16 protein-coding genes are annotated in these 25081 nt (G+C 42.9%); 7 read left to right on the top strand and 9 right to left on the bottom strand.

Features of this window, described 5'->3' with window-relative positions; translation table 11 throughout:
- Positions 1-36 precede the first annotated feature (36 nt).
- From murA to NAF19_RS17995, 3 genes are all read right to left on the bottom strand, one after another.
- Entirely contained in the window at positions 37-1344 is a 1308-nt protein-coding gene (gene murA / locus NAF19_RS18005; protein WP_252791715.1) for a UDP-N-acetylglucosamine 1-carboxyvinyltransferase, read from the bottom strand.
- Between the two features lie 92 nt (positions 1345-1436).
- Positions 1437-2153 carry a DUF4290 domain-containing protein gene (locus NAF19_RS18000; protein WP_252791714.1) on the bottom strand — a complete coding sequence of 239 codons (717 nt, stop codon included), beginning with the start codon at positions 2151-2153 and terminating at the stop codon, positions 1437-1439.
- A 198-nt stretch (positions 2154-2351) separates the two neighbouring features.
- A complete protein-coding gene (locus NAF19_RS17995) occupies positions 2352-4247 on the bottom strand; it encodes a RecQ family ATP-dependent DNA helicase (RefSeq protein WP_252791713.1) in 1896 nt (631 codons plus the stop codon).
- A gap of 214 nt (positions 4248-4461) precedes the next feature.
- Between NAF19_RS17995 and NAF19_RS17990 the strand changes: the two genes are divergently transcribed.
- Positions 4462-7698: an amidohydrolase family protein gene (locus NAF19_RS17990; protein WP_252791712.1), complete on the top strand. Its 3237-nt coding sequence runs from the start codon at positions 4462-4464 to the stop codon at positions 7696-7698.
- Positions 7699-7770: 72 nt separating this feature from the next.
- On the opposite strand, the gene NAF19_RS17985 is transcribed toward NAF19_RS17990, so the two are convergent.
- A complete protein-coding gene (locus tag NAF19_RS17985) occupies positions 7771-8904 on the bottom strand; it encodes an alpha/beta hydrolase (protein WP_252791711.1) in 1134 nt (377 codons plus the stop codon).
- A 349-nt stretch (positions 8905-9253) separates the two neighbouring features.
- On the opposite strand from NAF19_RS17985, the gene NAF19_RS17980 reads away from it, so the two are divergent.
- The 3 genes from NAF19_RS17980 to NAF19_RS17970 all read left to right on the top strand — a co-directional run bounded on the left by NAF19_RS17980 (position 9254) and on the right by NAF19_RS17970 (position 15081).
- On the top strand, positions 9254-12328 hold the full coding sequence (locus NAF19_RS17980; RefSeq protein ID WP_252791710.1) for a SusC/RagA family TonB-linked outer membrane protein: 3075 nt from the start codon (positions 9254-9256) through the stop codon (positions 12326-12328).
- A gap of 31 nt (positions 12329-12359) precedes the next feature.
- Positions 12360-13964, top strand: a complete 1605-nt coding sequence (locus NAF19_RS17975; protein WP_252791709.1) for a RagB/SusD family nutrient uptake outer membrane protein — start codon at positions 12360-12362, stop codon at positions 13962-13964.
- Positions 13965-14037: 73 nt separating this feature from the next.
- The gene (locus NAF19_RS17970; RefSeq protein WP_252791708.1) at positions 14038-15081 is read left to right on the top strand and encodes a SusE domain-containing protein; all 1044 of its coding nucleotides are present in this window, start codon (positions 14038-14040) and stop codon (positions 15079-15081) included.
- 254 nt (positions 15082-15335) lie between these two features.
- Here NAF19_RS17970 and NAF19_RS17965 read toward each other — a convergent pair whose 3' ends face one another.
- Positions 15336-16625 (bottom strand): citrate synthase, encoded by a 1290-nt coding sequence (locus NAF19_RS17965; RefSeq protein ID WP_252791707.1) that lies wholly within the window; start codon positions 16623-16625, stop codon positions 15336-15338.
- Between the two features lie 152 nt (positions 16626-16777).
- On the opposite strand from NAF19_RS17965, the gene NAF19_RS17960 reads away from it, so the two are divergent.
- Positions 16778-20044 carry a PAS domain S-box protein gene (locus NAF19_RS17960; protein WP_252791706.1) on the top strand — a complete coding sequence of 1089 codons (3267 nt, stop codon included), beginning with the start codon at positions 16778-16780 and terminating at the stop codon, positions 20042-20044.
- A 122-nt stretch (positions 20045-20166) separates the two neighbouring features.
- Here the strand turns inward: NAF19_RS17960 and NAF19_RS17955 are convergent, their stop codons facing one another.
- Positions 20167-21414, bottom strand: coding sequence for an ABC transporter permease (locus NAF19_RS17955; protein ID WP_252791705.1), 1248 nt, complete (start codon positions 21412-21414; stop codon positions 20167-20169).
- 306 nt (positions 21415-21720) lie between these two features.
- Here NAF19_RS17955 and queA point away from each other — a divergent pair, with 306 nt between their 5' ends.
- Both queA and NAF19_RS17945 read left to right on the top strand, forming a co-directional pair.
- Positions 21721-22770 carry a tRNA preQ1(34) S-adenosylmethionine ribosyltransferase-isomerase QueA gene (gene queA, locus NAF19_RS17950; RefSeq protein WP_252791704.1) on the top strand — a complete coding sequence of 350 codons (1050 nt, stop codon included), beginning with the start codon at positions 21721-21723 and terminating at the stop codon, positions 22768-22770.
- A gap of 106 nt (positions 22771-22876) precedes the next feature.
- The gene (locus NAF19_RS17945) at positions 22877-23566 is read left to right on the top strand and encodes a 2-C-methyl-D-erythritol 4-phosphate cytidylyltransferase (RefSeq protein WP_252791703.1); all 690 of its coding nucleotides are present in this window, start codon (positions 22877-22879) and stop codon (positions 23564-23566) included.
- Between the two features lie 131 nt (positions 23567-23697).
- Here the strand turns inward: NAF19_RS17945 and NAF19_RS17940 are convergent, their stop codons facing one another.
- The 3 genes from NAF19_RS17940 to NAF19_RS17930 form a co-directional block, all read right to left on the bottom strand.
- The gene (locus tag NAF19_RS17940) at positions 23698-23844 is read right to left on the bottom strand and encodes a lmo0937 family membrane protein (RefSeq protein WP_252791702.1); all 147 of its coding nucleotides are present in this window, start codon (positions 23842-23844) and stop codon (positions 23698-23700) included.
- Positions 23845-23961: 117 nt separating this feature from the next.
- Positions 23962-24183, bottom strand: coding sequence for a DUF2795 domain-containing protein (locus tag NAF19_RS17935; RefSeq protein ID WP_002996718.1), 222 nt, complete (start codon positions 24181-24183; stop codon positions 23962-23964).
- Positions 24184-24428: 245 nt separating this feature from the next.
- Positions 24429-24977 carry a cob(I)yrinic acid a,c-diamide adenosyltransferase gene (locus tag NAF19_RS17930; protein WP_252791701.1) on the bottom strand — a complete coding sequence of 183 codons (549 nt, stop codon included), beginning with the start codon at positions 24975-24977 and terminating at the stop codon, positions 24429-24431.
- Between the last annotated feature and the right edge of the window lie 104 nt (positions 24978-25081).

Raw genomic sequence — 25081 nt, 5'->3', positions numbered from 1 at the left:
AAACTAATCTCTCATCTCTAACCTCCAATCACTAACTTATATCCTCTTTATATTCGCTCCCAAAGCAATTAAACGCTTATCTATATTCTGATAACCGCGTTCTATCTGCTCAATATTGTAGATGGTTGATTTGCCTTTTGCTGATAAGGCTGCTATCAGCAACGACACCCCTGCACGTATATCGGGAGATGTCATGGAGATACCGCGCAGTTGTACCTGCTTGTCAAGGCCGATAACGGTAGCGCGGTGCGGGTCGCAAAGTATTATCTGCGCACCCATATCAAGCAGTTTGTCAACAAAAAACAGGCGGCTTTCAAACATTTTCTGGTGTATCAGTACCGAACCCTTGGCCTGTATGGCAACCACCAGGCAAATGCTTAGTAAATCGGGCGTAAAGCCCGGCCATGGTGCATCGGCAATAGTCATAATAGAGCCGTCGATAAACGTCTCAATTTCGTAATGCTTTTGTGCAGGGATATAAATATCATCGCCACGCAATTCCATTTTTATACCCAGGCGCCTGAACACATCAGGTATCATCCCAAGTTCCTCGTAATGCACATCCTTAATGGTAATTTCCGATTCCGTCATCGCAGCAAGGCCGATGAACGAACCTATCTCGATCATATCCGGCAGTAAACGATGTTCTGTTCCGCCAAGTTCGGTAACGCCTTCAATGGTTAGCAGGTTTGAACCTATGCCACTGATTTTAGCGCCCATCCTGTTAAGCATTTTGCAAAGCTGCTGCAGGTAAGGCTCGCAGGCGGCATTGTAAAGGGTGGTAGTACCTTTTGCAAGTACGGCTGCCATCACAATATTGGCTGTACCGGTTACCGATGCTTCATCAAGCAATATGTAAGTGCCTTTTAAGTTTGATGCATCTACATTAAAAAAGCCGTTTGACGGGTTGTAGTTAAACTGTGCACCAAGTTTTTCGAATCCAAGAAAGTGGGTATCCAAACGTCTGCGGCCAATTTTGTCGCCGCCCGGTTTAGGTATCGATGCCTTGCCGAAACGTGCCAGCAGTGGGCCAACTATCATAATAGAACCACGCAAACCGCCACCCTTTTCTTTAAAAGCATCCGACAGGAAGAAATCCAGGTCGATATTTTTTGCTTCAAAGCTGTAGGTATCAGGCGCCAGCTTTTCAACTATCACGCCCATATCGCCCAACAATTCAATCAGTTTATTTACATCCTTAATGTCAGGTATGTTGCTGATGGTTATTTTCTCCGCCGTTAACAATACGGCCGAAAGAATTTGCAAAGCCTCGTTTTTAGCGCCCTGAGGTATTATTTCGCCCTTTAACGGCGTTCCGCCAATTATTTCAAATGCGTTAGTCATAAGTAGTTCATGGTTCATAGATCATGGTTCATGGCTTTTAGTTGGAGCACAAACGGCTATGAACTATCAACCATAAACTATGAAACAATTTATTAATACTTTTTAGCCCCCCCGTTGTTACGGTTGCGGTTTTGGTTATTATTGTTGTTACGCGGGTTGTTGTTATTGTTGTTAGTACGACCGCGGTTATTCTGGTTGTTATTATTGGTGCGGCCGCGGTTGTTCTGGTTGTTGTTGCTATGTGTATTGGCGCGATATTCGACCTTGTTTAGATTAACATTTTCTTCCAGTTTAAGTGTGCCGCCCGACAACATATACAGGTCGTTCAATATCATTTCGTCGGTTACCGAATCCTTGTTCCATTGCACATAGGCCATTTTCATAAAATTGGCAACAGCCTGCACCATGTGGCGCTTACGGTCGGGATCGTCAATGCTTTTGGCCTTTTCAATCATCAGCTCGATTGTTTTGCCATAGTGCTTGTATTTTATACGCTGATGCGGATACTTTAATGGCTCGGGCTTTAAATGGATGGCTTCCATCGACGGCTTTGGGTAAGGCGAGTCAACATCAATCTGGAAATCAGAAATAATGTGCAGGTGATCCCACAGCTTGTGTTTAAAATCGGCGACATCGCGCAGGTGCGGGTTTAAAAAACCCATCAGGTCAATCACAACCTGGGCATAACGGTTACGTTCTTCTTTGGTAGGCAGCGCAACAATATATTTTACCATATTTTGTACGTTGCGGCCATACTCAGACAGGATTAATTTATTCCTGGTTGAGTTATAATCAAATTCTTGGGGCATAGTTTTATAAGCCTGTTAGTTAATATTTTATGAAGATTTTTAAAATTAGCGCAGACATTTTTCCCGGTAAGGGTGGGAATTAGAGGCTAAAGTTGAATTTAGTACGAAGTAGTAACGCAAATATAAAGCATTTTGTGTGGAATTGCAAAATATTAAGCTCTCAGACTTTTCAGACTGCCCAATGCCAACTCAAAACTTCTAACTGATTACCAGCTTCTCCCCCGCAAACTTAATTTTCCCTGCATCCAATAATTGCCTTACCGTATCTATCCGCTCTTTTTCGGTGCCGATGGTGGCTGTGGTTACCAGCGTGGCAATATCGTGCGATGAGGTACTTAACAACTCTATCAGTTCGTTTGTAATGTCATCAAATATTTCGGCAGCGCTGGTTTGGCGTTTTTCTTCCAGGCAAACATCACAAACACCACATTTATCTGCATTGCGCTCGTCAAAATAATAAAGCAGCATTTGGCTGCGGCATCTTTTCGTTTCGGCGTAAGCAAAAACGCCCTCCATTTTTTTACGGTAGGTCGCCTTACGATCGTCAATCAATTTTTTGTTGATGTATAGCGATTCGTTATGCTGGCGGGGTTTCAGCCAGGTAACCTGCGGCTTATCGGTTTGTTGTTTGTAGCTTAAAATATGGTATTCATCAAGCTGCTTCAGCCCCTCGATCACCTGCTGGGCGCTCATCTGGCTGCGCCGGGCAAGGTCAAATTCGCGGATATTTACAAAATTATCAAACGCGCCGCCATACGAGCGCAATATCGTTTTAATAAAAGGGTCCCACCCCGGGTTTTGTATCTGGAAGTTATACAATTCCTCATTCCCTACCTCAAACCGAAACCGCGACGGCAAAAACACACTCTCGTTGAATGACAGGTAGTCATCCTGCTCTAAAAACTTCAAAGCATTCAGCGTTTTTATGGCATCAAGCTTAAACCGGCTGCAAAAATCGCCCAGGTCAAGGTCCATGCTGGTCCCCTCGCCTGCCTCGTAGGCTAAGCTGTAGTAATTAGCTAAATAGTGGTAAACCTGCTTTACTTCAGCAACCGTTGGGAAACTTAATTCAAACTTTTTTTCCTGCCTCAGCCTATCGGCGTAATTATATAACAATACGCCGTAGGCTTTATGTTCGTCCCGCCCTGCCCTCCCGGCTTCCTGGTAATAGGCTTCCAGGCTGTCGGGCATATCTTTGTGTATTACAAAACGCACATCCGGTTTATCAATCCCCATCCCGAAGGCGTTTGTGGCCACAATTATTCGCGTCTTATTGGTCTTCCAGCTTTCCTGTTTTCTCGACCGTACGGCTGCCTCAAGGCCCGCGTGGTAATAATCAGCCTTAATGCCGTTAGTGGTATAAAATTTGGCTATTTCGGCGGTTTCCTTGCGGGTACGCACGTAAACAATCCCGCTGCCCTTAACGCCTTTCGCAATATCAATCAGCTTACGCAATTTATCCTCGGTGTTTTGCACCACGTAGCTGATATTTTTCCGTTCGAAGCTTTTTTGGAAAACAACCGCGTTTTTAAACTGCAGCTTTTGTTGAATATCCTCGCGCACTTCGGCGGTAGCCGTTGCCGTTAATGCCAACACCGGCACATCCGGGTGCAATTCCCTCAAATCGGCAATGTGCAGGTATGGCGGCCGGAAATCATATCCCCATTGCGAAATACAATGCGCCTCATCAACCGCTATCAGGTTCACATTCATGTATTTGATGCGCTCGCGGGCCAGGTCAGACAGTAAACGCTCGGGCGACAAGTATAAAAACTTCACCCCACCATAAATACAGCTATCAAGCGCCATATCAATTTCGCGCTTGCTCATGCCGGAAACGATCGACACCGCTTCAATTCCTTTGGCCCGCAAGTTTTCCACCTGGTCTTTCATCAACGCAATCAGGGGGGATACGACGATACAAATCCCTTCCTTTGCCAAAGCCGGCACCTGGAAACAAACCGATTTGCCCCCGCCTGTCGGCAATAACGCCAGCGTATCATGACCTAATAAAACAGACTTGATGATCTCCTCCTGCATCGGGCGGAAAGTATCGTGGTTCCAGTACTGTTTTAATATTTCCTGTAGCGTCATCGTTTGATTTCGGATATCGGATGTTCGATTTCGGATTTTAAAATCGAATTATCCGAAGTTGGTAAAGATAAACTAAGATTCATAGGATGAAAAGATTTTAAGATTCTTGTTTTTAAGTATTGTGCTGCATGCATCCTATAATCCTCAAATCCTATAAATCTTAGTTTAATCTTGGTGTAAATCGTGTAAATTCGCGGCTGTAACACCGGCCCAAATGAAAATAATTTACACTACCCTACTGTTTTCTCTCATCTCGATAAGTTTATTCGCCCAAAAATGGAACATCGAATCCGCCCAGGGTGCCCCGCAAAAAAAGGCAACCATTACCACCGATGAAGGCACCTGGATGAACCTCGATGTTAGCCCCGATGGCAAAACAATAGTTTTTGATCTCCTTGGCGATATTTACAGCATACCTATTGCTGGCGGCAAAGCTACCCTGTTGGCTGGCGGCAAAGCATGGGAGGTGCAGCCACGATTTAGCCCGGACGGAAAAAGCATATCCTACACCAGCGACAAGGAAGGCGCAGATAACATCTGGATAATGAACGCCGATGGCAGTGGCAAGCATTCCATCACCAAAGAAAACTTCAGATTGCTAAATAATGCGTCTTGGTCGCCCGATGGACAATATTTGGTTGCCCGCAAACATTTTACCGGCTTCCGCTCGTTAGGTGCAGGCGAAATGTGGCTTTACCACAAAACCGGCGGTGAAGGCATACAGCTAACCAAACGCAAAAACGACCAGCAGGACGCAGGTGAACCAATAATTTCGCCCGATGGCAAATATGTTTACTGGAGCGAAGATGTTACGCCCGGGCCATCATTCCAATATAATAAAGACCCTTACCAGGGCATTTACGCCATACAACGACTGAACCGCCAAACCGGCGACATAGAAACCGTTTCAGGAGGTGCCGGGGGCGCCTGCCGTCCGCAGATATCGCCCGACGGAAAGCTGTTGGCCTTTGTAAAACGTGTACGGCTAAAATCAGTGCTGTTTATCCACAACCTGGCCACCGGCGAAGAATGGCCGGTATACGACGGCTTATCGCACGACCAACAGGAAACCTGGGCTATTTTTGGCGTATACCCTAATTTTAACTGGATGCCGGATAACAACAGCCTTATTTTTTATGCGAAAGGCAAGATCTGGAACCTGGATATAACATCGCTTAATGCAACCCAAATACCGTTCGAAGTAACCTCAACGCAATCAATTACCGACGCCCTTCATTTTCAGCAGAAAGTTTTCCAGGACGATTTTACGGTGAAAATGATCAGGCAGCTGACAACATCGCCGGATGGTAAAGTTGTTGCCTTTAATGCTGCCGGGTATATTTATATAAAAGCCCTCCCCGACGGCATACCAACCCGAATTACCGCCACTCCCGATTTTGAATACGAGCCTGCCTTTAGTCCGGATGGTAAATCATTAGTTTATGTTGACTGGACAGACGAGCTAAAAGCATCCGTCAATAAAATAGATCTTACCACCTGCCAGGTTACAAGGTTAACTGCAGAAAAAGGCTACTACTACTCGCCCAAATTTTCAAACAAAGGCGATAAGATAGTTTTCAGGAAAGGCGAAGGCAATGGCACCTCCGGTTATACTTTTGGCAAAAACCCGGGCATTTACACCATCCCGGCAAATGGCGGCACGCCAAAAATGATAATCGACAACGGTATTCAGCCGCAATACTCGGCTGATGATTCGAAATTATACTATCAAAGTTATGAGGGCGATAAAAAAGCCTATAAGGTGATGGACACCACCGGTGCTAACCAGCGGGTTTTGTATACCTCCAAATATGCAACGCAATTTAACCCAAGCCCCGATGGTAAATGGATGGCCTTTACCGAGCTGTTTAACTGTTACATCACCCCAATGATTTATACCGGCAGCCCGCAAGAGTTATCGGCCGGCAACAAAGCGCTCCCTTTAAGCAAGTTAACTCGCGATGCGGGCACCTACCTCCATTGGAGCAAAGACAGCCAGAAGCTAATGTGGACGCTCGGCCCAAAATATTTTGTGCGTGACATAAGGAATGCATTCCCCTTTGTTGATGGCGGAACGGATAAAACCCCGCCTGTTGATACAGTTGGTACAGAAATTGGCCTGAAGCTAAAAACCGATTTACCCGCCGGCGTTATCGTATTTAAAAATGCCAGGATAATTACCATGAAGGGTGATGAGGTGATTGAAAATGGCACCATCATTATTACCCGGAACAAAATAACTGCGATAGGAAAATCGGATGCTATTGCGGTACCTGATAGCGCGAAAGTCTACGATCTTGCAGGCAAAACCATTATGCCGGGTATCGTCGATGTACACGGCCACCTGGGCACCAGCCCCGATGGCATTTCGCCGCAGCAGGATTGGCGTTATTATGCCAACCTGGCTTTTGGCGTAACCACCGCCCACGACCCGTCGAGCAATACCGAAATGGTATTTAGCCAAAACGAAATGCTAAAGGCCGGCAACATGGTTGGCCCCAGGGTTTACTCAACAGGTACCATACTATATGGAGCCGATGGCGACTTTAAGGCTGTAATAAATAGTTTTGACGATGCACTCTCCAACATCCGTCGTTTAAAAGCGGTAGGGGCATTTTCGGTAAAAAGCTATAATCAGCCACGCCGTGAGCAGCGCCAGCAGATTATTGAAGCCGCCCGCCAGTTGCAAATGGAAGTTGTGCCCGAAGGCGGCTCCACATTTTTTGCCAATATGAGTATGATATTAGACGGGCATACCGGCATTGAGCACAACATACCGGTTTGGCCAATTTATAAAGACGTAAAAACCTTATGGAACGCCAGCAAAACGGCTTATACGCCGACCCTTATCGTTGCCTATGGCACGCAGTTTGGCGAAACATTATGGTACGACCGCACCGAGGTTTGGAAAAACGAACATTTGCTGAATTTTACGCCCCAATCAATTGTTGATGCACGGTCGAGACGCAGGAGCACATCAGAATACGGCGATTACGGCCACATCGAGGTATCCAAGTATGTAAAACAAATTGCTGATGGCGGCACGAAAGTAAACTTGGGTTCACATGGCCAGTTACAGGGCCTGGGCGCTCATTGGGAGCTATGGATGCTGGCACAAGGCGGAATGACACCACTGCAGGCCATCCGTTGTGCAACAATGAACGGCGCATCATATCTTGGTATGGACAAAGAAATTGGTTCACTTGAATTAGGCAAACTTGCCGATATGATTGTATTGGATGCTAACCCGCTTGTCGATATCAGGAACAGCGAAAGAATAAAATACGTAATGGTTAACGGCCGGTTGTACGATGCCAACTCGATGAACGAAATCGGCAACCGCGAAAAGCCAAGACAACGTTTCTGGTGGCAACTAAACCGCGGCGCGATATCTGATTTACCGGTAGGTAATACGGAAACTTACCAATTTACTGTACAGGACGGAGATTAAACTAAGATTAATAGGATTAAAAGACTTTAGGATTTCGAACCCAATCTTTTAATCCTATTAATCCAATAAATCTTAGTTTATTAGCCACTCATAAAACGCAGGAAAATCGCCGTTCCATTGCTTTTCGTTATGGCTGGCTCCTTTTATTATTACTACGGGCGAGTTGTTTTCATTTGATATTTTACTGCGGATGATGGCAGCCATTTTTTGCATGTCGGCTACCATGGTGTCGCTTTCAGCATCGCCGCAAACAAAATAAAAGCGCGATTTTGATGTCAGTTTTTGTTGTTCAGCATATTTGTATATATCGGGAGCAATCCAAAACGCAGGCGAAAATACGCCGGCACTGCCAAATACTTTAGGGTATTTTAATGCGGCGTACATCGATATCAGTCCGCCCATTGAACTGCCAGCCACGGTAGTATTAGCTGCATCAGTTTTTGTGCGGTAATTTTTGTCGATATAGGGTTTAAGCGTTTTTACCATAAACTCAATGTAATCATCGCCCCTTCCCTTCCCGTATTTCGAATCGTACGGATCGTACTCGGTTATGCGGTATTCGCCACCGTGATCAATACCGACAACTATGTACTCTTTTTGGCCGGGAAGCTTATCTAAAATCTCATCCACGCCCCATTCCCCATAGCCTGAAGTTGAGGTATCAAACAGGTTTTGCCCGTCGTGCATATAAATTACAGGGAATTTCTTTTGGGTTGATTGATAATCTGCCGGCAAGTAAATCCAAACCCTGCGCTCGCGGCCAAGCTGCGGTATTTCAAATTTCTCGCTGATAATATGCACCTGCGCGCTGGCGGTATGGGCTTGCGATGTGGCTACGAAATAGTCCTGCCAGTTTGCAATATCGACAACGATGGTGGTATCGTTTGCAATTCTAACAGTACGGTTATCAGTGGACTTACCATCTTTCGGGCATTCAACTGTTTTCCAGTCTCCGCGGGTTACTTTAAAGTGATAAAGGCCCTTCTGTATGTCCTTAACAAGGGTGTATGCCCCATGTCCGTCAGCCACCATTTCCCAGTCCTTATTTCCGGGGTTCCAACCGTTAAAATCGCCTGCCAAAAACAGGTGTTGAGAAGTAGCTTTTAAAGGTGCTAAAATGCCTGTTTTAAAGGTTACTTTTTGCTGCCCAAACAACAAAAAACTTTGGCCAAAAAGCAAAAACGCGCAGAAAATATTTTTTTTCATCGGTAATAAATGTATACTTAACAGTTATTTTCCGGGAACGTTCCCGGAAATGGGTTACATATTAGTAAAATTGCCAATTGTGTAATTTTGACACTTTAGTAAATTAAAAACTTTGTTTCTTTCAAAATTATGCGTAAAAATTGAAAATTTCTTAAAATAAATAGTATCGTTTTAATGTTTCTTTAAAGTTAAATTTGCTTGAATTAAGGTCATTAAAATTATCTTTTATATAATATTTGCTTTTATTACTTCTAAGTGTAAATTAGGCACATGCTGGTTCAGCAAAAATAACAAACCAATTGTACGCGGCATATTAATGCCCTTTTTTAATTTAAAAACTATTAAGTATATGAGAAAAAATTACTCAAAAAAGTATGTCCTCTTGTGCGCGTTCCTGATGATGTCAGTTATGGCATTTGCGCAATCTGGCGGCATAAAAGGTAAGGTGATTGATGAAACCAATCTTCCCTTACCAGGATCGTCCGTTAGTATTGACGGAACCACCATGGGTGCCACCACCGATGGTGCAGGTAACTACACCATTACCGGGTTAAAACCAGGTAACTATACCGTTACCGCAAAATTTTTAGGCTATACTGCATTTCAAAAAACCGTAACAGTAGGCAACTCCGTAGTTACAGTTGATTTCGCTTTAAAACCGCAAAACACCAATTTGAACGAGGTAGTAGTTATCGGATACGGTAGTGCAAAAAGCAAGGACCTTACAGGATCAATTGCCACAGTTACGGCAAAAGATTTCAATACAGGGTCCGTTACCACTCCTGAGCAATTAATACAGGGTAAAGTTGCCGGTGTTTCTATTATATCAAACAGTGGTGCCCCTGGCGCCGGTAGCACAATCCGCATACGCGGCGGCGCTTCGGTAAACGGCAGCAACGACCCTTTGATTGTAATTGATGGCGTTCCGCTAAGTAATGAGGGTATTGCAGGTGCTGCTAACCCGCTTGATATGATAAACCCTAATGATATCGAAAGTTTTTCGATATTAAAAGATGCATCATCTGCTGCTATTTACGGTAACAGGGCATCAAACGGTGTAATATTAATCACCACCAAAAAGGGCCAGGCAGGCAAACCAATCGTTAACTTCAGCTCCTTATTTTCTGTTTCAAAGTTAACAAAAGAGGCTCCTGTGCTTAATCCGGACCAATTTCGCGCGTACATCAAAGCAAATGACAATACTACCGACAAAAGGTATGTTAATTTGTTAGGTACTGCTAATACCGACTGGCAAAAAGAAATTTACCACACTGGCATAGGATCTGACAATAACTTAAGTTTGGCTGGCACTGCAGGTAAATTACCTTATCGTGTATCTGTTGGCTATACCGATCAAAACGGTGTCTTAAGAACGTCGTCCTTAAAAAGGTACACAGCCGATGTAAACCTTAGCCCAAGCCTGTTTACCGACCATTTGAAGATTAATTTCAATTTTAAAGGTGCACAGGTAAAGCAAAGATTTGCTAATGAAGGCGCCATAGGCAGCGCGGTTAACTTCAACCCTACCGTACCGGTTCGCTCAGACGACGCAAAATTTTCTCGTTACGGTGGTTATTTCCAGCCACTTGATCCTGATCCAACCAGTGCGAGCGGCCTTAAAAGCTTAGCCCCACTTAACCCGGTTGGCTTGTTAGAGCAAAATGACAATGAGAGTAAAGTTTACAGGGCAATTACCAGCCTTGCCTTAGACTATAAATTCCATTTCTTCCCCGATTTGCATGCTAATGTAAACGTTTCGTACGACGGCTCAAGGGGCACTGGTTTTGATGAAATTCCTGGCGACGCAGCATCAAATTACTATAGCTACAAAGACCCTGGCACAGGCAAGTATTACAGTGGTAACGACAGTCAATACAAATCTGTTACCGGCAATAGCTTATTTGAAGGTTTCTTTAGCTACTTTAAAGATATTAAAAGCATAAAGAGCCACTTCGACGTGGTTGCAGGTTATTCATGGCAGGACTTTAAAAACACCAGCTATGTAAACTTCTACACACTGCCAAACAGCAGCTTCTCTTATAGCAGCAAATTTGCTGACGGTACAGTAAATCCTAATTCAGCTTCAAACTATCCATTTTACATAAACGAATCTCAACTCACCTCGTTATACGGAAGGTTGAATTACAATTACGATCAGAAGTATTATTTAACTGCCAGTTTCCGTAGTGATGTTTCAACTAAATTTGCTCCGGGCATTCGTACTGGTAACTTCCCTTCTGTTGCTTTAGCATGGAAGATCAACAATGAAGACTTCCTTAAAAATAACCCAACGCTTTCAACCCTTAAATTACGTCTTGAATACGGCGTAACCGGTAACCAGGAAGGTATTGGCGATTATGAATACCTGTCGCAGTACAGCTTAAGTAACAGCACTGCTCAATACCAGTTAGGTAACCAGTTTTACCAGTTATACCGCCCGGGTGCTTATTTCCCAGGTCGTACCTGGGAACAAACCTCAACAACTAACGCAGGTTTTGACTACGGTTTTCTTAACGATCGTATAACAGGTTCGGTTGATTACTACTACAGGAAGACTAAAAACTTATTAGTGGTTATCGGGCAACCTGCGGGCACAAATTTCGGTAATACTATTGTTGGTAACGTAGGCGACATGACGGACGAAGGCGTTGAATTTTCAATTAATGATAAGATCATTAACAGCCAGAATATTGGCTGGACTGTTGGCTTTAACGTAACCTACAACAAAAACAAAATCACCAATCTTACAACCATACCTAATCCAAATTATCCAGGCATTGCAACATTGGGTGTAGCTGGCGGTACAGGTAACAACATAGCGATTGATCAGCCGGGCTATTCCAGGAATACTTTCTTTGATTACCAGCAGGTCTATGGAGCAAATGGCAAGCCTATTGACGGTGTATTTGTTGACCAAAACGGTGACGGCATAATCAATGATAAAGACAAACTGCACGATCACAGTCCGGACCCTAAAGCCTTCTTTGGTTTAAATTCAGATTTTAGGTACCAAAAATGGAACATTGGTTTCGTTGCCCGTGCAAGCCTTGGCAATTATGTGTACAATAACGTAGCATCGAGCACAGGCGTACAACGTAACTTTATAAACCCGTTAACCATCATCAACAACGGATCGAGCGACGTGTTAAACAGTGGTTTAACCGGCAATTCAGATAAAGACGTATTATCAGATTACTGGATTCAAAATGCATCTTTCTTCAGGATGGATAACGTACATATTGGTTACAATTTCGGCAAACTGTTTAGCGGTGCCGGCGACTTGAGGATTAGCGGAAACGTTCAAAACGTATTTATCATTACAAAATATAAAGGCGTTGACCCCGAGGTATCAAATGGTTTGGATAATAATTTTTACCCAAGGCCAAGGATATATTCATTGGGCTTAAACCTGGCTTTGAAATAATTTGAGATTGATAATTGTAAACGACATTAATATGAAAAGAAATTCACTAAAAATTGTATTAACTGCAGGCCTGATTGCCAGCAGCTTAATATCGTGCAACAAAAACAAAATTCTTGCACCTAATTACGAGGTAACGTCCGAGACGGTGTACAGCACCATTACCGGTTACAAACAATCACTGGCGAAGGTTTATGGCAGTTTTGCTTTAACCGGTAACCAGGGACCTGCAGGCCAGGGCGACATCCAGGGGATTGACGAAGGCACATCTGACTTTTTCCGTCTGCTATGGTACGCACAGGAACTTCCCACCGACGAAGCTGTAATAGGCTGGGGTGACCCCGGGGTTCCGGACTTTCACAACATGAACTGGTCATCAGGTAACGTGATCCTTACAGGTTTGTACTACCGCTCAATGTACCAGATTACTTTGGCAAATGATTTTATCCGCCAGTCGACTGACGCGGAGATTTCGAAACGTGGTTTTACAGGTGCTGATGCTGATAATATCCGCCATTTCGCAGCCGAAGCACGTTTCTTACGCGCTTACCAGTACTCTGTGTTGATGGATTTGTTTGCAAACCCTCCGTTTGTAACCGATGCTAATGCTGTAGGTTCAATATTGCCCCCGCAAACAGACCGTAAAACATTGTTTACTTATGTTGAAAGCGAACTTAAAGCAATTGACCCACTATTGGTTGATCCCAAGGCAAATGAATATGGCCGTGCGGACAGAGCTGCAGCATGGTCGCTATTGGCCCGTATCTACTTAAATGCAGGCGTTTACACAGGCACCCAACGGTATGCTGACGCCATGACATATTCGAAAAAAGTAATAGGCGCAGGTTACACACTTATCAATAACTATGATAACCTGATGACTGCCGATAACAACACTAATACTTCGGAGTTTATATTTACCATTAACTACAATGGTGCTAAAACTCAAGGTTATGGTGGTACAACTTTCATGACCCACGCTTCAGTAGGCGGTTCAATGCCAGCTTCAAGCTTTGGTATAGGTGGTGGCTGGGGTGGTATCCGCACAACAAGCGCTTTAGTTGCCTTGTTCCCGGCTAATTCAACAACATCGTTCCCAAATAACGGCAATCCTGATACCAGGGCCGAATTCTGGACACAGGGCCAAACGCTCGCTATAAACGACATCACTTCGTTTACAGATGGTTACTCGGTTACCAAATTCAGGAACTTAAATGCCAATGGTACGGATGCAAGCAGTAAAGATTTTTCGGATGTGGATATGCCGATCTTCCGCTTAGCTGAGCAATACCTGATTTATGCCGAAGCTGCTGTTAGAAGCAATACTGACCTGCCGGGTGCTTTAACTTACGTTAACACCATACGCACTCGTGCTTATGGCAATACCAGCGGTAATATCACCAGCGGGCAGTTGACAGCCAACTTTATTTTAGATGAGCGTGGACGTGAACTTTTCTGGGAAGGCTTCAGGCGTTCGGATTTAATACGTTACGGATTATTTACAACTGCAACTTATGTGTGGCCGTTTAAAGGTGGCGTAAAAAATGGTGCAAGCGTTGGCGATTTCCGCAACCTGTACCCAATACCCGACCAGGACAGGGCAGTTAACCCTAACCTGAAACAAAACACTGGTTACTAATTATTAAAACAATTTAAAACATATAGTTCAGCGCTCTTTATCAATAAGTGAGTTAAATTAAAAAACACTAAAAATGAAAACAGTTTTAACAAAATTCCTTGCCTTCGGCAGTATAGCCCTGCTGATGCTGGCATCCTGTAAAAAGGATGGAGTGAAGGTAACGGCTACCCCCGGCACCCCCGGTGCATTAACTGCTTCGGCAACAACAATTGTATTAACCAGTGCTACCGCTGGTGATAACGCAGTTTCTTTTAGCTATACACCAACCGACTATGGCTTCAAATCTGCAGTTACTTATACCTTACAGATAGCTTTAAAAGGCGCTAATTTTGCAAACAGTAAGGATATTGGTTTAACAGCTAAATCAAAAGCGTACACTGGTGCCGATTTAAATACCATGTTACTTTCCATGGGCCTTATTGCCGGTAACCCTGCACAGTTGGAAACCCGCATTAAATCAGAACTGGCAACAAATGTTCAAACCACTTATTCAAATGTTTTGACATTAACCGTTACGCCTTATTTTGATATTCCTTTTTATGCATCGTTGTATGTACCGGGAGCTTACCAGGGATGGTCGCCGGCTACTGCAATGCGTATTTCATCGCCAAGCGATAACAAGCTGTACGAAGGCTATGTAAACTATACAGATGCTGGTTCTCTGGAATTTAAATATACCAGCGACCCCGACTGGAACCACACCAACTATGGTGATGCGGGCAGCGGAAAATTAAGCACAAGCGGTGGTAATTTATCAGTTCCATCTACGGGCTATTACTTATTAAAAGCGGATTTAACAGGCAATACCTGGTCGGTAACTAAAACCCAATGGGGTATAATAGGCGATGCTACACCAGGCGGCTGGGGTGCAAGTACTGCACTTACTTTTGATTCAGCAACCCAAACATGGGGCGGCACTATTCATTTAACTGCCGGTGGTTTCTGCAAATTCAGAGCCAACGATGCCTGGGACATTAACCTTGGCGACAACAAGCCAGCTAACGGTATACTAAAATACGGTGGCGAAAATATTCCGGTTACAGTAACCGGCGACTATAAGGTGACGCTTGATTTAACTCATCCGGCGTTTTACTTCTATAGCCTGATAAAACAATAAAACAGATTTGATTGGATTGATTGAAAGACCCGTTTGGTTAATAACCAGCGGGCTTTTTTGATTTTTATGATTTCACCGATTGCAAGATGATTACACTGATTAGTAACGATCGGTATAATCATTTTTATTAATGGGCTTAATCCCAATAAAAAAAGTCCGCAGCTCACTAAATGAACTGCGGACCTTATGTTATTATAGCCAAGCTAAATCCTTCTTACTATGAACTATGAACCATCAACTATGAACCCACTCAACTATGAACGGTTCTTTATATCGATATACTCCTTATTGACCGCACCTACATAAATCTGGCGCGGGCGGCCGATTGGCTCTTTGTTTTCTTTCATTTCTTTCCACTGTGCTATCCAGCCGGGAAGACGGCCAAGGGCAAACAGTACGGTAAACATATCGGTTGGAAAGCCAAGGGCACGATAGATAATACCTGAATAAAAATCAACGTTAGGATAAAGCTTACGCTCAACAAAATATGGATCTTTCAGGGCTACTTCTTCAAGCTTTTTAGCTATTTCCAGCACTTCATCATCAATACCCAGTTTCTCTAAAATATCGTCGCATGCTTTTTTGATAATTTTTGCACGTGGGTCGAAGTTTTTGTAAACACGGTGACCAAATCCCATTAAACGGAAAGGATCGTTTTTATCTTTTGCTTTGGCAATCCATTTATCGGTATCTCCCCCATCCTCTTTTATCTTCTCCAGCATTTCAATTACGGCCTGGTTTGCACCACCATGCAGTGGTCCCCACAATGCAGAAATACCGGCTGAAACAGATGCATAGATATTTGATTCGGACGAACCTACTATACGTACAGTCGAAGTTGAACAATTTTGTTCGTGATCGGCGTGTAATATCAGCAACGTGTTCATCGCGCTCACAATTACCGGGTCAATCTCAATTTGCTCCGTACGCTGGCCAAAGGTCATATACAGAAAATTGGTTACGTAATCGTATTTGTTTTGCGGATAAATAAGCGGGTGGCCCAATGACTTTTTATAGATCCACGAAACTACAGTTGCCATTTTGGCCAGCATCTTGATAATGCTCAAATGCAGTTCCTGCTCGGTCTGTACCGATTTCAACGACTCCGGGTAAAATGCCGACAGTGCACAAACAAGTGAAGACAGTTGCCCCATTGGATGCGCTTTTGACGGGAAACCGTCAAAAAACTTTTTCATGTCCTCGTGTACCAGCGTGTGGCGGCTTATTTCGTACTGAAAGTTGGCCAATTCCTTCTCCGTTGGCAATTCGCCATGGATAAGCAGGTAGGCAACCTCAATAAAACTCGATTTTTCGGCAAGCTCTTCTATGGGGTAACCGCGGTATTTGAGTATGCCTTTTTCACCGTCTAAAAAAGTAATGGCGCTTTTTGTTGCGCCTGTATTTTTGTAGCCGGTATCAAAAGTTACATACCCTGATTGGTCTCTTAATTTCGAAATATCAATTGCTTTTTCGCCTTCGGTGCCTTCTATTACCGGAAGCTCGTAAGTTGTATCGCCAATTTTTAATTGCGCAGTAGCCGACATAGGAAAATATTTATTTGCAACAAATGTAACGAAATCTGCGTATTAATAGCCCTTAAGATAGTTCACAATTGTAAAATTTTCATGCCTGTATTACTTAAGTCTCAAAATTTGATAAACAATCCACTTATTCACAATTAAAAAAACTGGTTAGTATGTCTTTCAAAAGCAGGTTGCTGTTATTTGTTCAAAATGATAATACCATTTATCAGTTACTACTGATAGGATTGTTTATTGCCAGTCCTTCACTCCACTATCTGTGCTTTTATAATTCGTACGATCCGCTATGGCTGCGCCTGGTGTGCAGCGGGTTATGCGCGGCGGCCCTGGCATTTTCGTTATACCGGGTTAGGTTATTTGACACCGCAAGTCAGTACCTGACAATCATTTCGTTTTTAGCAATTAATAACGGGATATTACTCAGTAAAAACGGCTTCGAACACGTTTACCTGTTCAGCGCAATCACCATTTTTATAGCGCTCACCCTTTTTTGTAAAAAGCGCTGGGAGTTCGTGGCGTTATGCTCCGCTAATATCGTTGCCTCTATTATAGCTTACATTACCGCGCCTAAATTGTATATCTCCGTTACCACACTGGTGCTGCTGTTAATCACGTTTACCGGTATTGCGCATGTGTCGTTCCTGGTAATGATGGCTTATAAGCTAAGATTTAAGAAAGCCCTTGCCCACGTTATCGATCTTAATAAAAGCCTTATAATTAACGACGAAGAGCTGCGTCAGAGCGGTAAAAAGCTTGACGCGCTTATTAATTCGCTAAACGATGTAATTTTTGAGTTTGATGAAGATAAAGTTTGCCTGAATACCTGGTTCAGGCGGATTGAAGGCAGAGTGATTAACCCCGAAACCTGTGTGGGAAAAAGATTGAGCGCGGTTTTGGGCGATGAAAAGGCGAAGAAATTTGACGATGCTTTAGATTATGTTATAAAAACCCATGAGCCAACCTCCGTTACCTATCAAAGTGATTTCGGCACAGGACAATGGCTGGTTGCCAAAATAAGCCCCGTTTTTGACAGGAACGGAAAATACACTTCGCGCATATCTGCTTCTGTAAGTGATATATCCGAGCAAAAAAAGTATGCTGATGCATTAGAGGAGAATGAAAGTCTGTTGCTCGAAGCACAATCAATAGCCAAAATTGGCAACTGGTATTTCGATGTGGCAACACGTGAAACCCATTTGTCTGAAAGCCTCTACAGCATACTTGAAGTTAAGGGTGTACCAGAAGGAATAGAGAAATTTGATTATTACCTGAGCTTGATCCATCCTGATGACCGCGAAACTGCATATGCTTATTTTACAAACATACAGGATATTGGCAAAGGAGAATTCGAGCACAAAATTATCACGCCTCGTGGTAAACTGAAGTACATAAAGGTATTAAAAGGCGAACTGATAAAAAACAGTGATGGCAGCTTAAAACGTATTATTGGCATTTTGCAGGATATTACCGAAACCCGCCTGTCTGAAAAACGGATTAAGGTAAGCCAGGCCGAATTGGTTGAGGCACAAATAATTGCCAAAATAGGAAATTGGAACTGGGACATTATATTAAACAAGCTTACCTGGAGCGAAGAGATAAACAACATTTTCGAACTCAAACCGGGCGCGGTTAACGAAAACAGCATCGTAAAGATGTTGGTAAAATATGCCCATCCTAATGACAGGCATATTCTTAAACTGCATTTAAAAGATATTTCGAACATCACCAACACATCGTACGAGTACAGGATAGTTACGCCAAACGGCAATGTAAAATACCTGAGTATAATAGTTGGGAAACTTCTAAGGCGCGATGACGGAACAGTGCGCAAAGTTATTGGTACCATACAGGATATAACCGACAGAAAGCAGGCGGAGATAGATTATCAGCGCACCGAAAATAAATATAAGCTGGTGTTGGAGACTATTAACCTCCCTGCTGTATCGATAGATAAAAAAGGCAGCTTGATTTTTTGCAACAAGCAGATGGCTCAAATACTGGGTTACGACCAAAACGAAATACTAGGGTTAAACTGGCTTGAAAAATTTGTACCGGAAAACCAAAGAGAAGCATTGGCCGAATCATTCAGAAATAACAAGTTTGATGCGCAATTTATAAATTCGGTACTATGCCGCAATGGCGAGGAGCGCATCATCAGCTGGCAGAATACCGTGAGCTACGATGAAAACGGCAAAATAAAAGAAATCACAGGCATTGGCGAAGATATTACCGACCGCCAGAGAGCTACCCAGGCGCTTATCTCGGCCAAAGAGCAAGCCGAAAAATCGTCGCACTTCAAATCGGAGTTCCTTTCGATAATGAGCCACGAGATACGGACGCCGATGAATGCGGTAATTGGTACCACCAACCTGCTGCTTAGCGAAAACCCGCTGCCCGAGCAACTTGAATACTTAAATATTTTAAAATTCTCGGGCGAGAACCTGCTGGCCATAATTAACGACATTTTAGACTATAACAAAATTGAAGCCGGCAAACTCGAACTGAATGTGCAGCCATTTAGTGTTATAAACCTCGCTCAAAAAATAAAGCAGTCATTTTATGCAAGGGCAGCCGAAAAAGACCTTGAAATTGAACTTGGCGTTGACGCAGGCATCCCGGAATATTTAGTAGGCGACCAGGTTAGGCTTGGACAGGTAATTAATAACCTGTTAAGCAACGCCATCAAATTTACGCACGAGGGCAAAGTAAGCCTGTTGGTTAATAAACAAATGTGCGATGACAACCACGTCACCATTAAATTCACTGTAGCCGATACGGGGATTGGTATTGCGCCTGAAAACCTGGCGCTGATATTCGACCCTTTTATGCAGGAATCGCAAAATCATGAAGTTGATTATGGTGGTACGGGGCTGGGGCTTGCTATTACCAAACGTTTAATTGAACTGCATAAAAGCAATATCTCAGTTTTAAGCGAGCCGGGAAAAGGTACCCAGTTTGTTTTCGAAATTACGTTTAGCATTGCCAGGCAGGTTCAAACAGTCGACCTTTCAACGCCTGCTACAGCCAATACCGAACGCAACCTGCAGGGCATGCGGGTGCTTGTTGTTGACGATAACAAAATGAATTTGATGATAGCATCTAAATTCCTTAAAAAATGGCAGGTACAGGCGGAGGAAGCTATTAGTGGGAAACTGGCTGTCGAGATGGTAAACGACAATTACTACGACCTGATAATAATGGACCTGCAAATGCCCGGAATGGATGGGTTTGAAACTACACGCATAATTCGCCAAACAAATACCTCCACCCCTATCATCGCGCTTACCGCCGACGCCATGCCCGAAACCCACGCCAAGGCCCTCGCTGCGGGTATGTGTAATTATTTAACCAAACCCTTTGTGCCTGATACGCTATATGAAAAGATAGCAGGGCATTACCTGGCCGTGGAAGCAGAGGGATGAGACTAGTCCGGAAAGTCGGTAAAGAAGCTGCAGCTGTTTGGAAATCGCAAAAATTCGAATAATCATGGTCAATTACTAAAATCCATATTTCGGACTTTACTGACTTTCCGGGCTTTTCGGACTTAATTCGACCTGATCGCTTCAACAGGGTCAAGCTTGGCCGCAAAATAGGCAGGAATAATTCCCGAAAGCATCCCGATAATTATTGAATAAGATATGCCGCGGATGATGTTCTTAATATCGAGTACAATTTGCACGTCAGTGCCTGCTTTTACCAGTGCAGCTACCGCCAAAACCATTCCGAGCCCAAATAAGCCCCCCATCACGCATAAAACGATAGACTCAATTAAAAACTGAAGTAAAATAAAGTAATTTTTTGAACCCAATGACTTTTGGATACCTATAATATTGGTGCGTTCCTTAACCGATACGAACATAATATTGGCAATGCCAAACCCGCCAACCAATATTGAAAACAAGCCGATAAAGCCGCCAACCTTGGTTAAAACGTTAAACACTATATCTAATTGATTAGAAAGTATGGTAGTTTTATTTAGCGCAAAATTATCTTCATTATTAGGCCCTAAACGCCGGATGGAACGCATTAACCCCCGCACCTCGCTTTCAACCTCCAAATCGCTTAAACCGTTTTTACCCCGTACAACTATTTGCGGGTTATAGCTCGCATTTTGCACGTCAATCACGTTTTTGGCAAAATTCAAGGATAATAAAATTTCCTTGTCGTCCGATATTCCTAAAATATCACTTCCCTCTTTTTTAAATACACCTATTACCGTAACGTTGCGGCCCATTATTTTAAGGGCTTTACCAACGGCTCCTCCGTCGGGAAAAAGATCGGCAGCAATATCATGGCCTATTACCGTAACCGGGCTGCCCGACCGCGATTCCATTTCGGTAAAATAGCGTCCATCTTCAAAGTCAAAGTTCCAGGTTTTATCATGGTCGTGCGATGTGGCATCAATTTGTGCACCTTCCACCGTGTGGCTCTGGTATTTTACTATACGGTTGTCTATGCTGATTTCGTACGATACAGCAAGCGCAGTCTGACTGCGTTTTTGCAGTTCGTCAAACTCGCGCAATTTTGGTGTGGGGCGCTGCAGGTATTTCCACCAGGGCGAATCCTCGTTATTTACCCATGGCCATTTTTGTATATAAATACTGTTGCTGCCCAGCTTATTAACACTCTTTTGCAGGTTGTTTTTCAGGGTATCAACCGCCGAAAAAACAAAGATAATCAGGAATATGCCTATGGTAACGCCAACCAGCGACAAGAACGTGCGAAGCTTATTTTGCCTTAAGGCATCATAAGCAAACAGAAAGCTTTCCCTAAAGAGTTTTAAAAATATCATATCGTATTTTTGATTACACCGATTATAATTTTTGTGATTTCACCGATTATCGAATGATTTCACCGATTTGACTACCTGGATTTCGCGATTAAAGCGATGCTACCTCCCGGTTGATAATTTTAGACGACAGGCATTTGTTTAAGTTACATTATTTCAAACTTATATTAATAATTTTTGTAGTTCATAATCAATCGGTGTGATCATAAAATCACCTAATCGGTGTAATCGTTTTTAAAATCGGTGTAATCCGAAAAAATAAAATTTATTTCGTACATTTGCGCCCTTGAAAATTCATATATTTTTAGCATGAAATTATCTCAATTTAAATTTAACTTGCCCGAATCATTAATTGCCCATACCCCGGCAGGCACGCGCGACGAAGCACGTTTAATGGTATTACACCGCGATTCAGGCAAAATTGAGCACAAAATATTTAAAGACGTACTGGATTATTTTGACGATAAGGATGTAATGATCCTTAACAACACCAAAGTATTCCCGGCACGCATGTACGGTAACAAAGAAAAAACCGGCGCTACTATTGAAGTTTTTTTACTGCGTGAGTTGAATAAAGAACTTCGCCTGTGGGATGTTTTAGTTGATCCTGCCCGTAAAATACGTGTTGGCAACAAATTGTATTTTGGCGATGATGATCTTTTAATTGCCGAGGTTGTTGATAATACCACCTCGCGCGGCCGTACCATCCGCTTTTTATTCGATGGTACCGACGAAGAATTCCGCAAGAATGTGGAAATATTAGGTGAAACTCCGCTACCAAAATACATTAAACGTAAAGCCACCAGCGAGGATAAAGAGCGTTACCAAACCATTTTTGCAAAACACGAAGGTGCTGTTGCTGCCCCTACTGCCGGTTTGCACTTTAGTCGCGAGCTGATGAAACGCCTTGAACTAAAAGGTGTTGAATTTGCCGAAGTTACCCTGCACGTTGGCCTTGGAACTTTCCGCCCTGTTGAGGTTGAAGATCTTACCAAGCACAAAATGGACTCGGAACAGTTCATTATAGAAGAAAAACAGGCAAATATTGTAAACCGCGGCATCGAACGTAAAAAACAAATTTGTGCTGTTGGTACAACTTCAATGCGTGCAATTGAATCGGCGGTGTCGGCAAATAAAACACTTAAGCCGGCAAACGACTGGACCAGTAAGTTTATTTTCCCACCGTATGATTTTAGCATTGCCAGTTCAATGATCACCAATTTCCATACGCCCGAATCAACTTTATTGATGATGGTTTGTGCTTTTGGCGGTTATGAAAACGTAATGAATGCCTACGAAGTGGCAGTTAAAGAAAAATATCGTTTTTACAGCTACGGCGATGCCATGCTGATCATATAATTTCGAAATTCGATTTTCGATTCCTGATTTAAAAAACAAGGCTCCTTTAAAATTTAAAGGGGCTTTTTTATTTTTAATGCCGATTGATTTATAGCTTTGGCTGACAATGACGTTAAACCCCAAGTTTTTTGCGATAATAGTTGCCGGCGGCACTGGCACCCGAATGCAGGCAGCCGTGCCGAAACAGTTTTTGCTGCTTGCAGGCAAACCGGTTTTAATGCACACCATCGAAGCTTTTCACTCTTCAGCAGCTAACCCCGCGATTATTTTAGTTCTGTCGGCCGACTATCATACCTATTGGAAAGAGTTATGCGCTGAATATCACTTTAAATTGCCGCATCAATTGATAACAGGCGGCGAAACACGGTTTCATTCAGTAAAAAATGGTCTTGATTTAATTCCGGACACAGATGTAGTTATAGCAGTGCACGACGCTGTAAGGCCGCTCATTAGCCGCACGATAATTGAAAACACCTACCAGTATGCCGCCGAACATGGCAATGCCGTCACAGTCGTTAAAAGCAGGGATTCTGTAAGGTTGATGGAAGCAGGAGTATCGCGAAGTTTGGTACGCGATGACGTCTACCTGGTGCAAACACCACAAACTTTTAAATCGGCACAAATAAAAAAGGCTTATGAGCAGGTTTACGACCCCAAATTTACCGACGACGCAAGTGTAGTTGAAGAAACGGGCGTGAAGATTAATTTGTTTGAAGGAAGCCACCAAAACATTAAGATAACCTTCCCGGAAGATATTGCCATTGCAGAGGCGATTTTGAGGAAAGTTGATAGTTGATGGTTCATAGACGAACAAGGCTGAACTGCAATCAAATATTGAAGAAAGTTCATGGTTGATATTTCGTTTTCATAGCCAGGGCGAATGTGCGCTGCCATGAACTATGAACCATCAACCATGAACTAAAAAACTTATGCTCTTCTAATAATTCCTAAAAGGACCGCAATAACTGCAATTACTAAAAGAATGTGGATCAGGCCGCCTCCATAATTGTTGGCAAATCCCAGTATCCACAAGATTACCAGGACAACGGCGATTAAATAAAGAATACTTCTCATTTTTTGTAAAGTTTTAGTTGATAAATGTTACCGCTCATCAATACCAAAACCCATTCCAAAAAAGAGTACAAATAAAAAAACCCTGTTTAGCAGGGTTTTTTATAGGTTACAAGCGTTTTAGTACTCGTCTTCATTAAAAAAGAAGTCATCTTTTGTAGGGTAATCAGGCCATATCTCTTCAATATTTTCGTACGGCTCACCATCATCCTCTAATGCCTGTAAGTTTTCAATAACCTCAACAGGCGCTCCGGAACGGATGGCATAGTCAATCAATTCATCTTTTGTTGCAGGCCAGGGTGCATCTTCAAGGTGTGATGCCAGTTCTAGTGTCCAATACATATTCTATATAATTTATTTTATCGGTAAATTAACATTTTCGCAAAAGTATAATATTTTTTATTTGATTATCAATATTTTTTTTCATTTAGTCGTGGTTCATGGATAATGATTCATAGTTCATGGTAAAAAAGACCTTTTAGCGACAATAAACACAGTTGAAATCAAATATTAACAACTGCTACTAAACACTGCTACTGCCACTAATTTGCACATCGCAACTACTATGAACTATGAACTATTAACTATTAACCCCTTGGCATCCATTTATTCTCAGGTATATTGTTTTCATGGCCTATCTTGCGGGCGAGCGTAAATAAATAGTCACTCAGGCGATTTAAATAAATGGTCACCTTTTCATCAACAGTGCTTTCTTCAGCAAGATGCACAGTAATTCGCTCGGCCCGGCGACATACGCAGCGGGCAATATGGCAATATGATATCGCGTTGCTGCCCCCCGGTAAAATAAAATGCCTTAATTCCGGCAGTTGTTCATTCATTACGTCCATTTCGTTCTCAAGTAATTCAACGTCCGTCATATTAAGATCGGGTATTACCATCCTTGATTTTTCAGGATCGGCAGCAAGCGACGAGCCTATAGTAAACAACCTATCCTGTATTTGTTTTAGCACTTGTTTATCATGAACAGAAATATCCTGGTCGCTTATTAAACCAATGTATGAGTTGAGTTCGTCAACAGTTCCATAACTTTCAATGCGGATATGATGTTTGGCAACACGCGTACCACCGATTAACGAGGTAAGGCCTTTGTCGCCGGTTTTTGTATAAATCTTCATGTGAAATTTCGAATTTCTAATGTTGGATGCCGAATTTAGGATTTTGAATCGGGATGCCATCTCATTTCAATCTAAAATTTTTCCATGGCTTTTTAGAGAAACAC

Source organism: Mucilaginibacter flavidus (genome assembly GCF_024055575.1).
In the GTDB taxonomy this organism is placed as follows: domain Bacteria; phylum Bacteroidota; class Bacteroidia; order Sphingobacteriales; family Sphingobacteriaceae; genus Mucilaginibacter; species Mucilaginibacter flavidus.
The sequence above is the reverse complement of the archived record's forward strand: the minus strand, read 5'-3'. Positions and strand labels throughout refer to the sequence as shown.

Excerpts from the sequence above, each read along its gene's own strand:
- NAF19_RS17930 (WP_252791701.1), bottom strand. The coding sequence starts at position 24,977 with ATGAAGATTTATACAAAAACCGGCGACAAAGGCCTTACCTCGTTAATC.
- NAF19_RS17940 (WP_252791702.1), bottom strand. The coding sequence starts at position 23,844 with ATGAGAAGTATTCTTTATTTAATCGCCGTTGTCCTGGTAATCTTGTGG.
- NAF19_RS17955 (WP_252791705.1), bottom strand. The coding sequence starts at position 21,414 with ATGATATTTTTAAAACTCTTTAGGGAAAGCTTTCTGTTTGCTTATGAT.
- NAF19_RS17945 (WP_252791703.1), top strand. The coding sequence starts at position 22,877 with ATGACGTTAAACCCCAAGTTTTTTGCGATAATAGTTGCCGGCGGCACT.
- NAF19_RS17995 (WP_252791713.1), bottom strand. The coding sequence starts at position 4,247 with ATGACGCTACAGGAAATATTAAAACAGTACTGGAACCACGATACTTTC.
- NAF19_RS17960 (WP_252791706.1), top strand. The coding sequence starts at position 16,778 with ATGTCTTTCAAAAGCAGGTTGCTGTTATTTGTTCAAAATGATAATACC.
- NAF19_RS17980 (WP_252791710.1), top strand. The coding sequence starts at position 9,254 with ATGAGAAAAAATTACTCAAAAAAGTATGTCCTCTTGTGCGCGTTCCTG.
- NAF19_RS17965 (WP_252791707.1), bottom strand. The coding sequence starts at position 16,625 with ATGTCGGCTACTGCGCAATTAAAAATTGGCGATACAACTTACGAGCTT.
- NAF19_RS17975 (WP_252791709.1), top strand. The coding sequence starts at position 12,360 with ATGAAAAGAAATTCACTAAAAATTGTATTAACTGCAGGCCTGATTGCC.
- queA (WP_252791704.1), top strand. The coding sequence starts at position 21,721 with ATGAAATTATCTCAATTTAAATTTAACTTGCCCGAATCATTAATTGCC.
- NAF19_RS18000 (WP_252791714.1), bottom strand. The coding sequence starts at position 2,153 with ATGCCCCAAGAATTTGATTATAACTCAACCAGGAATAAATTAATCCTG.
- murA (WP_252791715.1), bottom strand. The coding sequence starts at position 1,344 with ATGACTAACGCATTTGAAATAATTGGCGGAACGCCGTTAAAGGGCGAA.
- NAF19_RS17985 (WP_252791711.1), bottom strand. The coding sequence starts at position 8,904 with ATGAAAAAAAATATTTTCTGCGCGTTTTTGCTTTTTGGCCAAAGTTTT.
- NAF19_RS17990 (WP_252791712.1), top strand. The coding sequence starts at position 4,462 with ATGAAAATAATTTACACTACCCTACTGTTTTCTCTCATCTCGATAAGT.
- NAF19_RS17970 (WP_252791708.1), top strand. The coding sequence starts at position 14,038 with ATGAAAACAGTTTTAACAAAATTCCTTGCCTTCGGCAGTATAGCCCTG.
- NAF19_RS17935 (WP_002996718.1), bottom strand. The coding sequence starts at position 24,183 with ATGTATTGGACACTAGAACTGGCATCACACCTTGAAGATGCACCCTGG.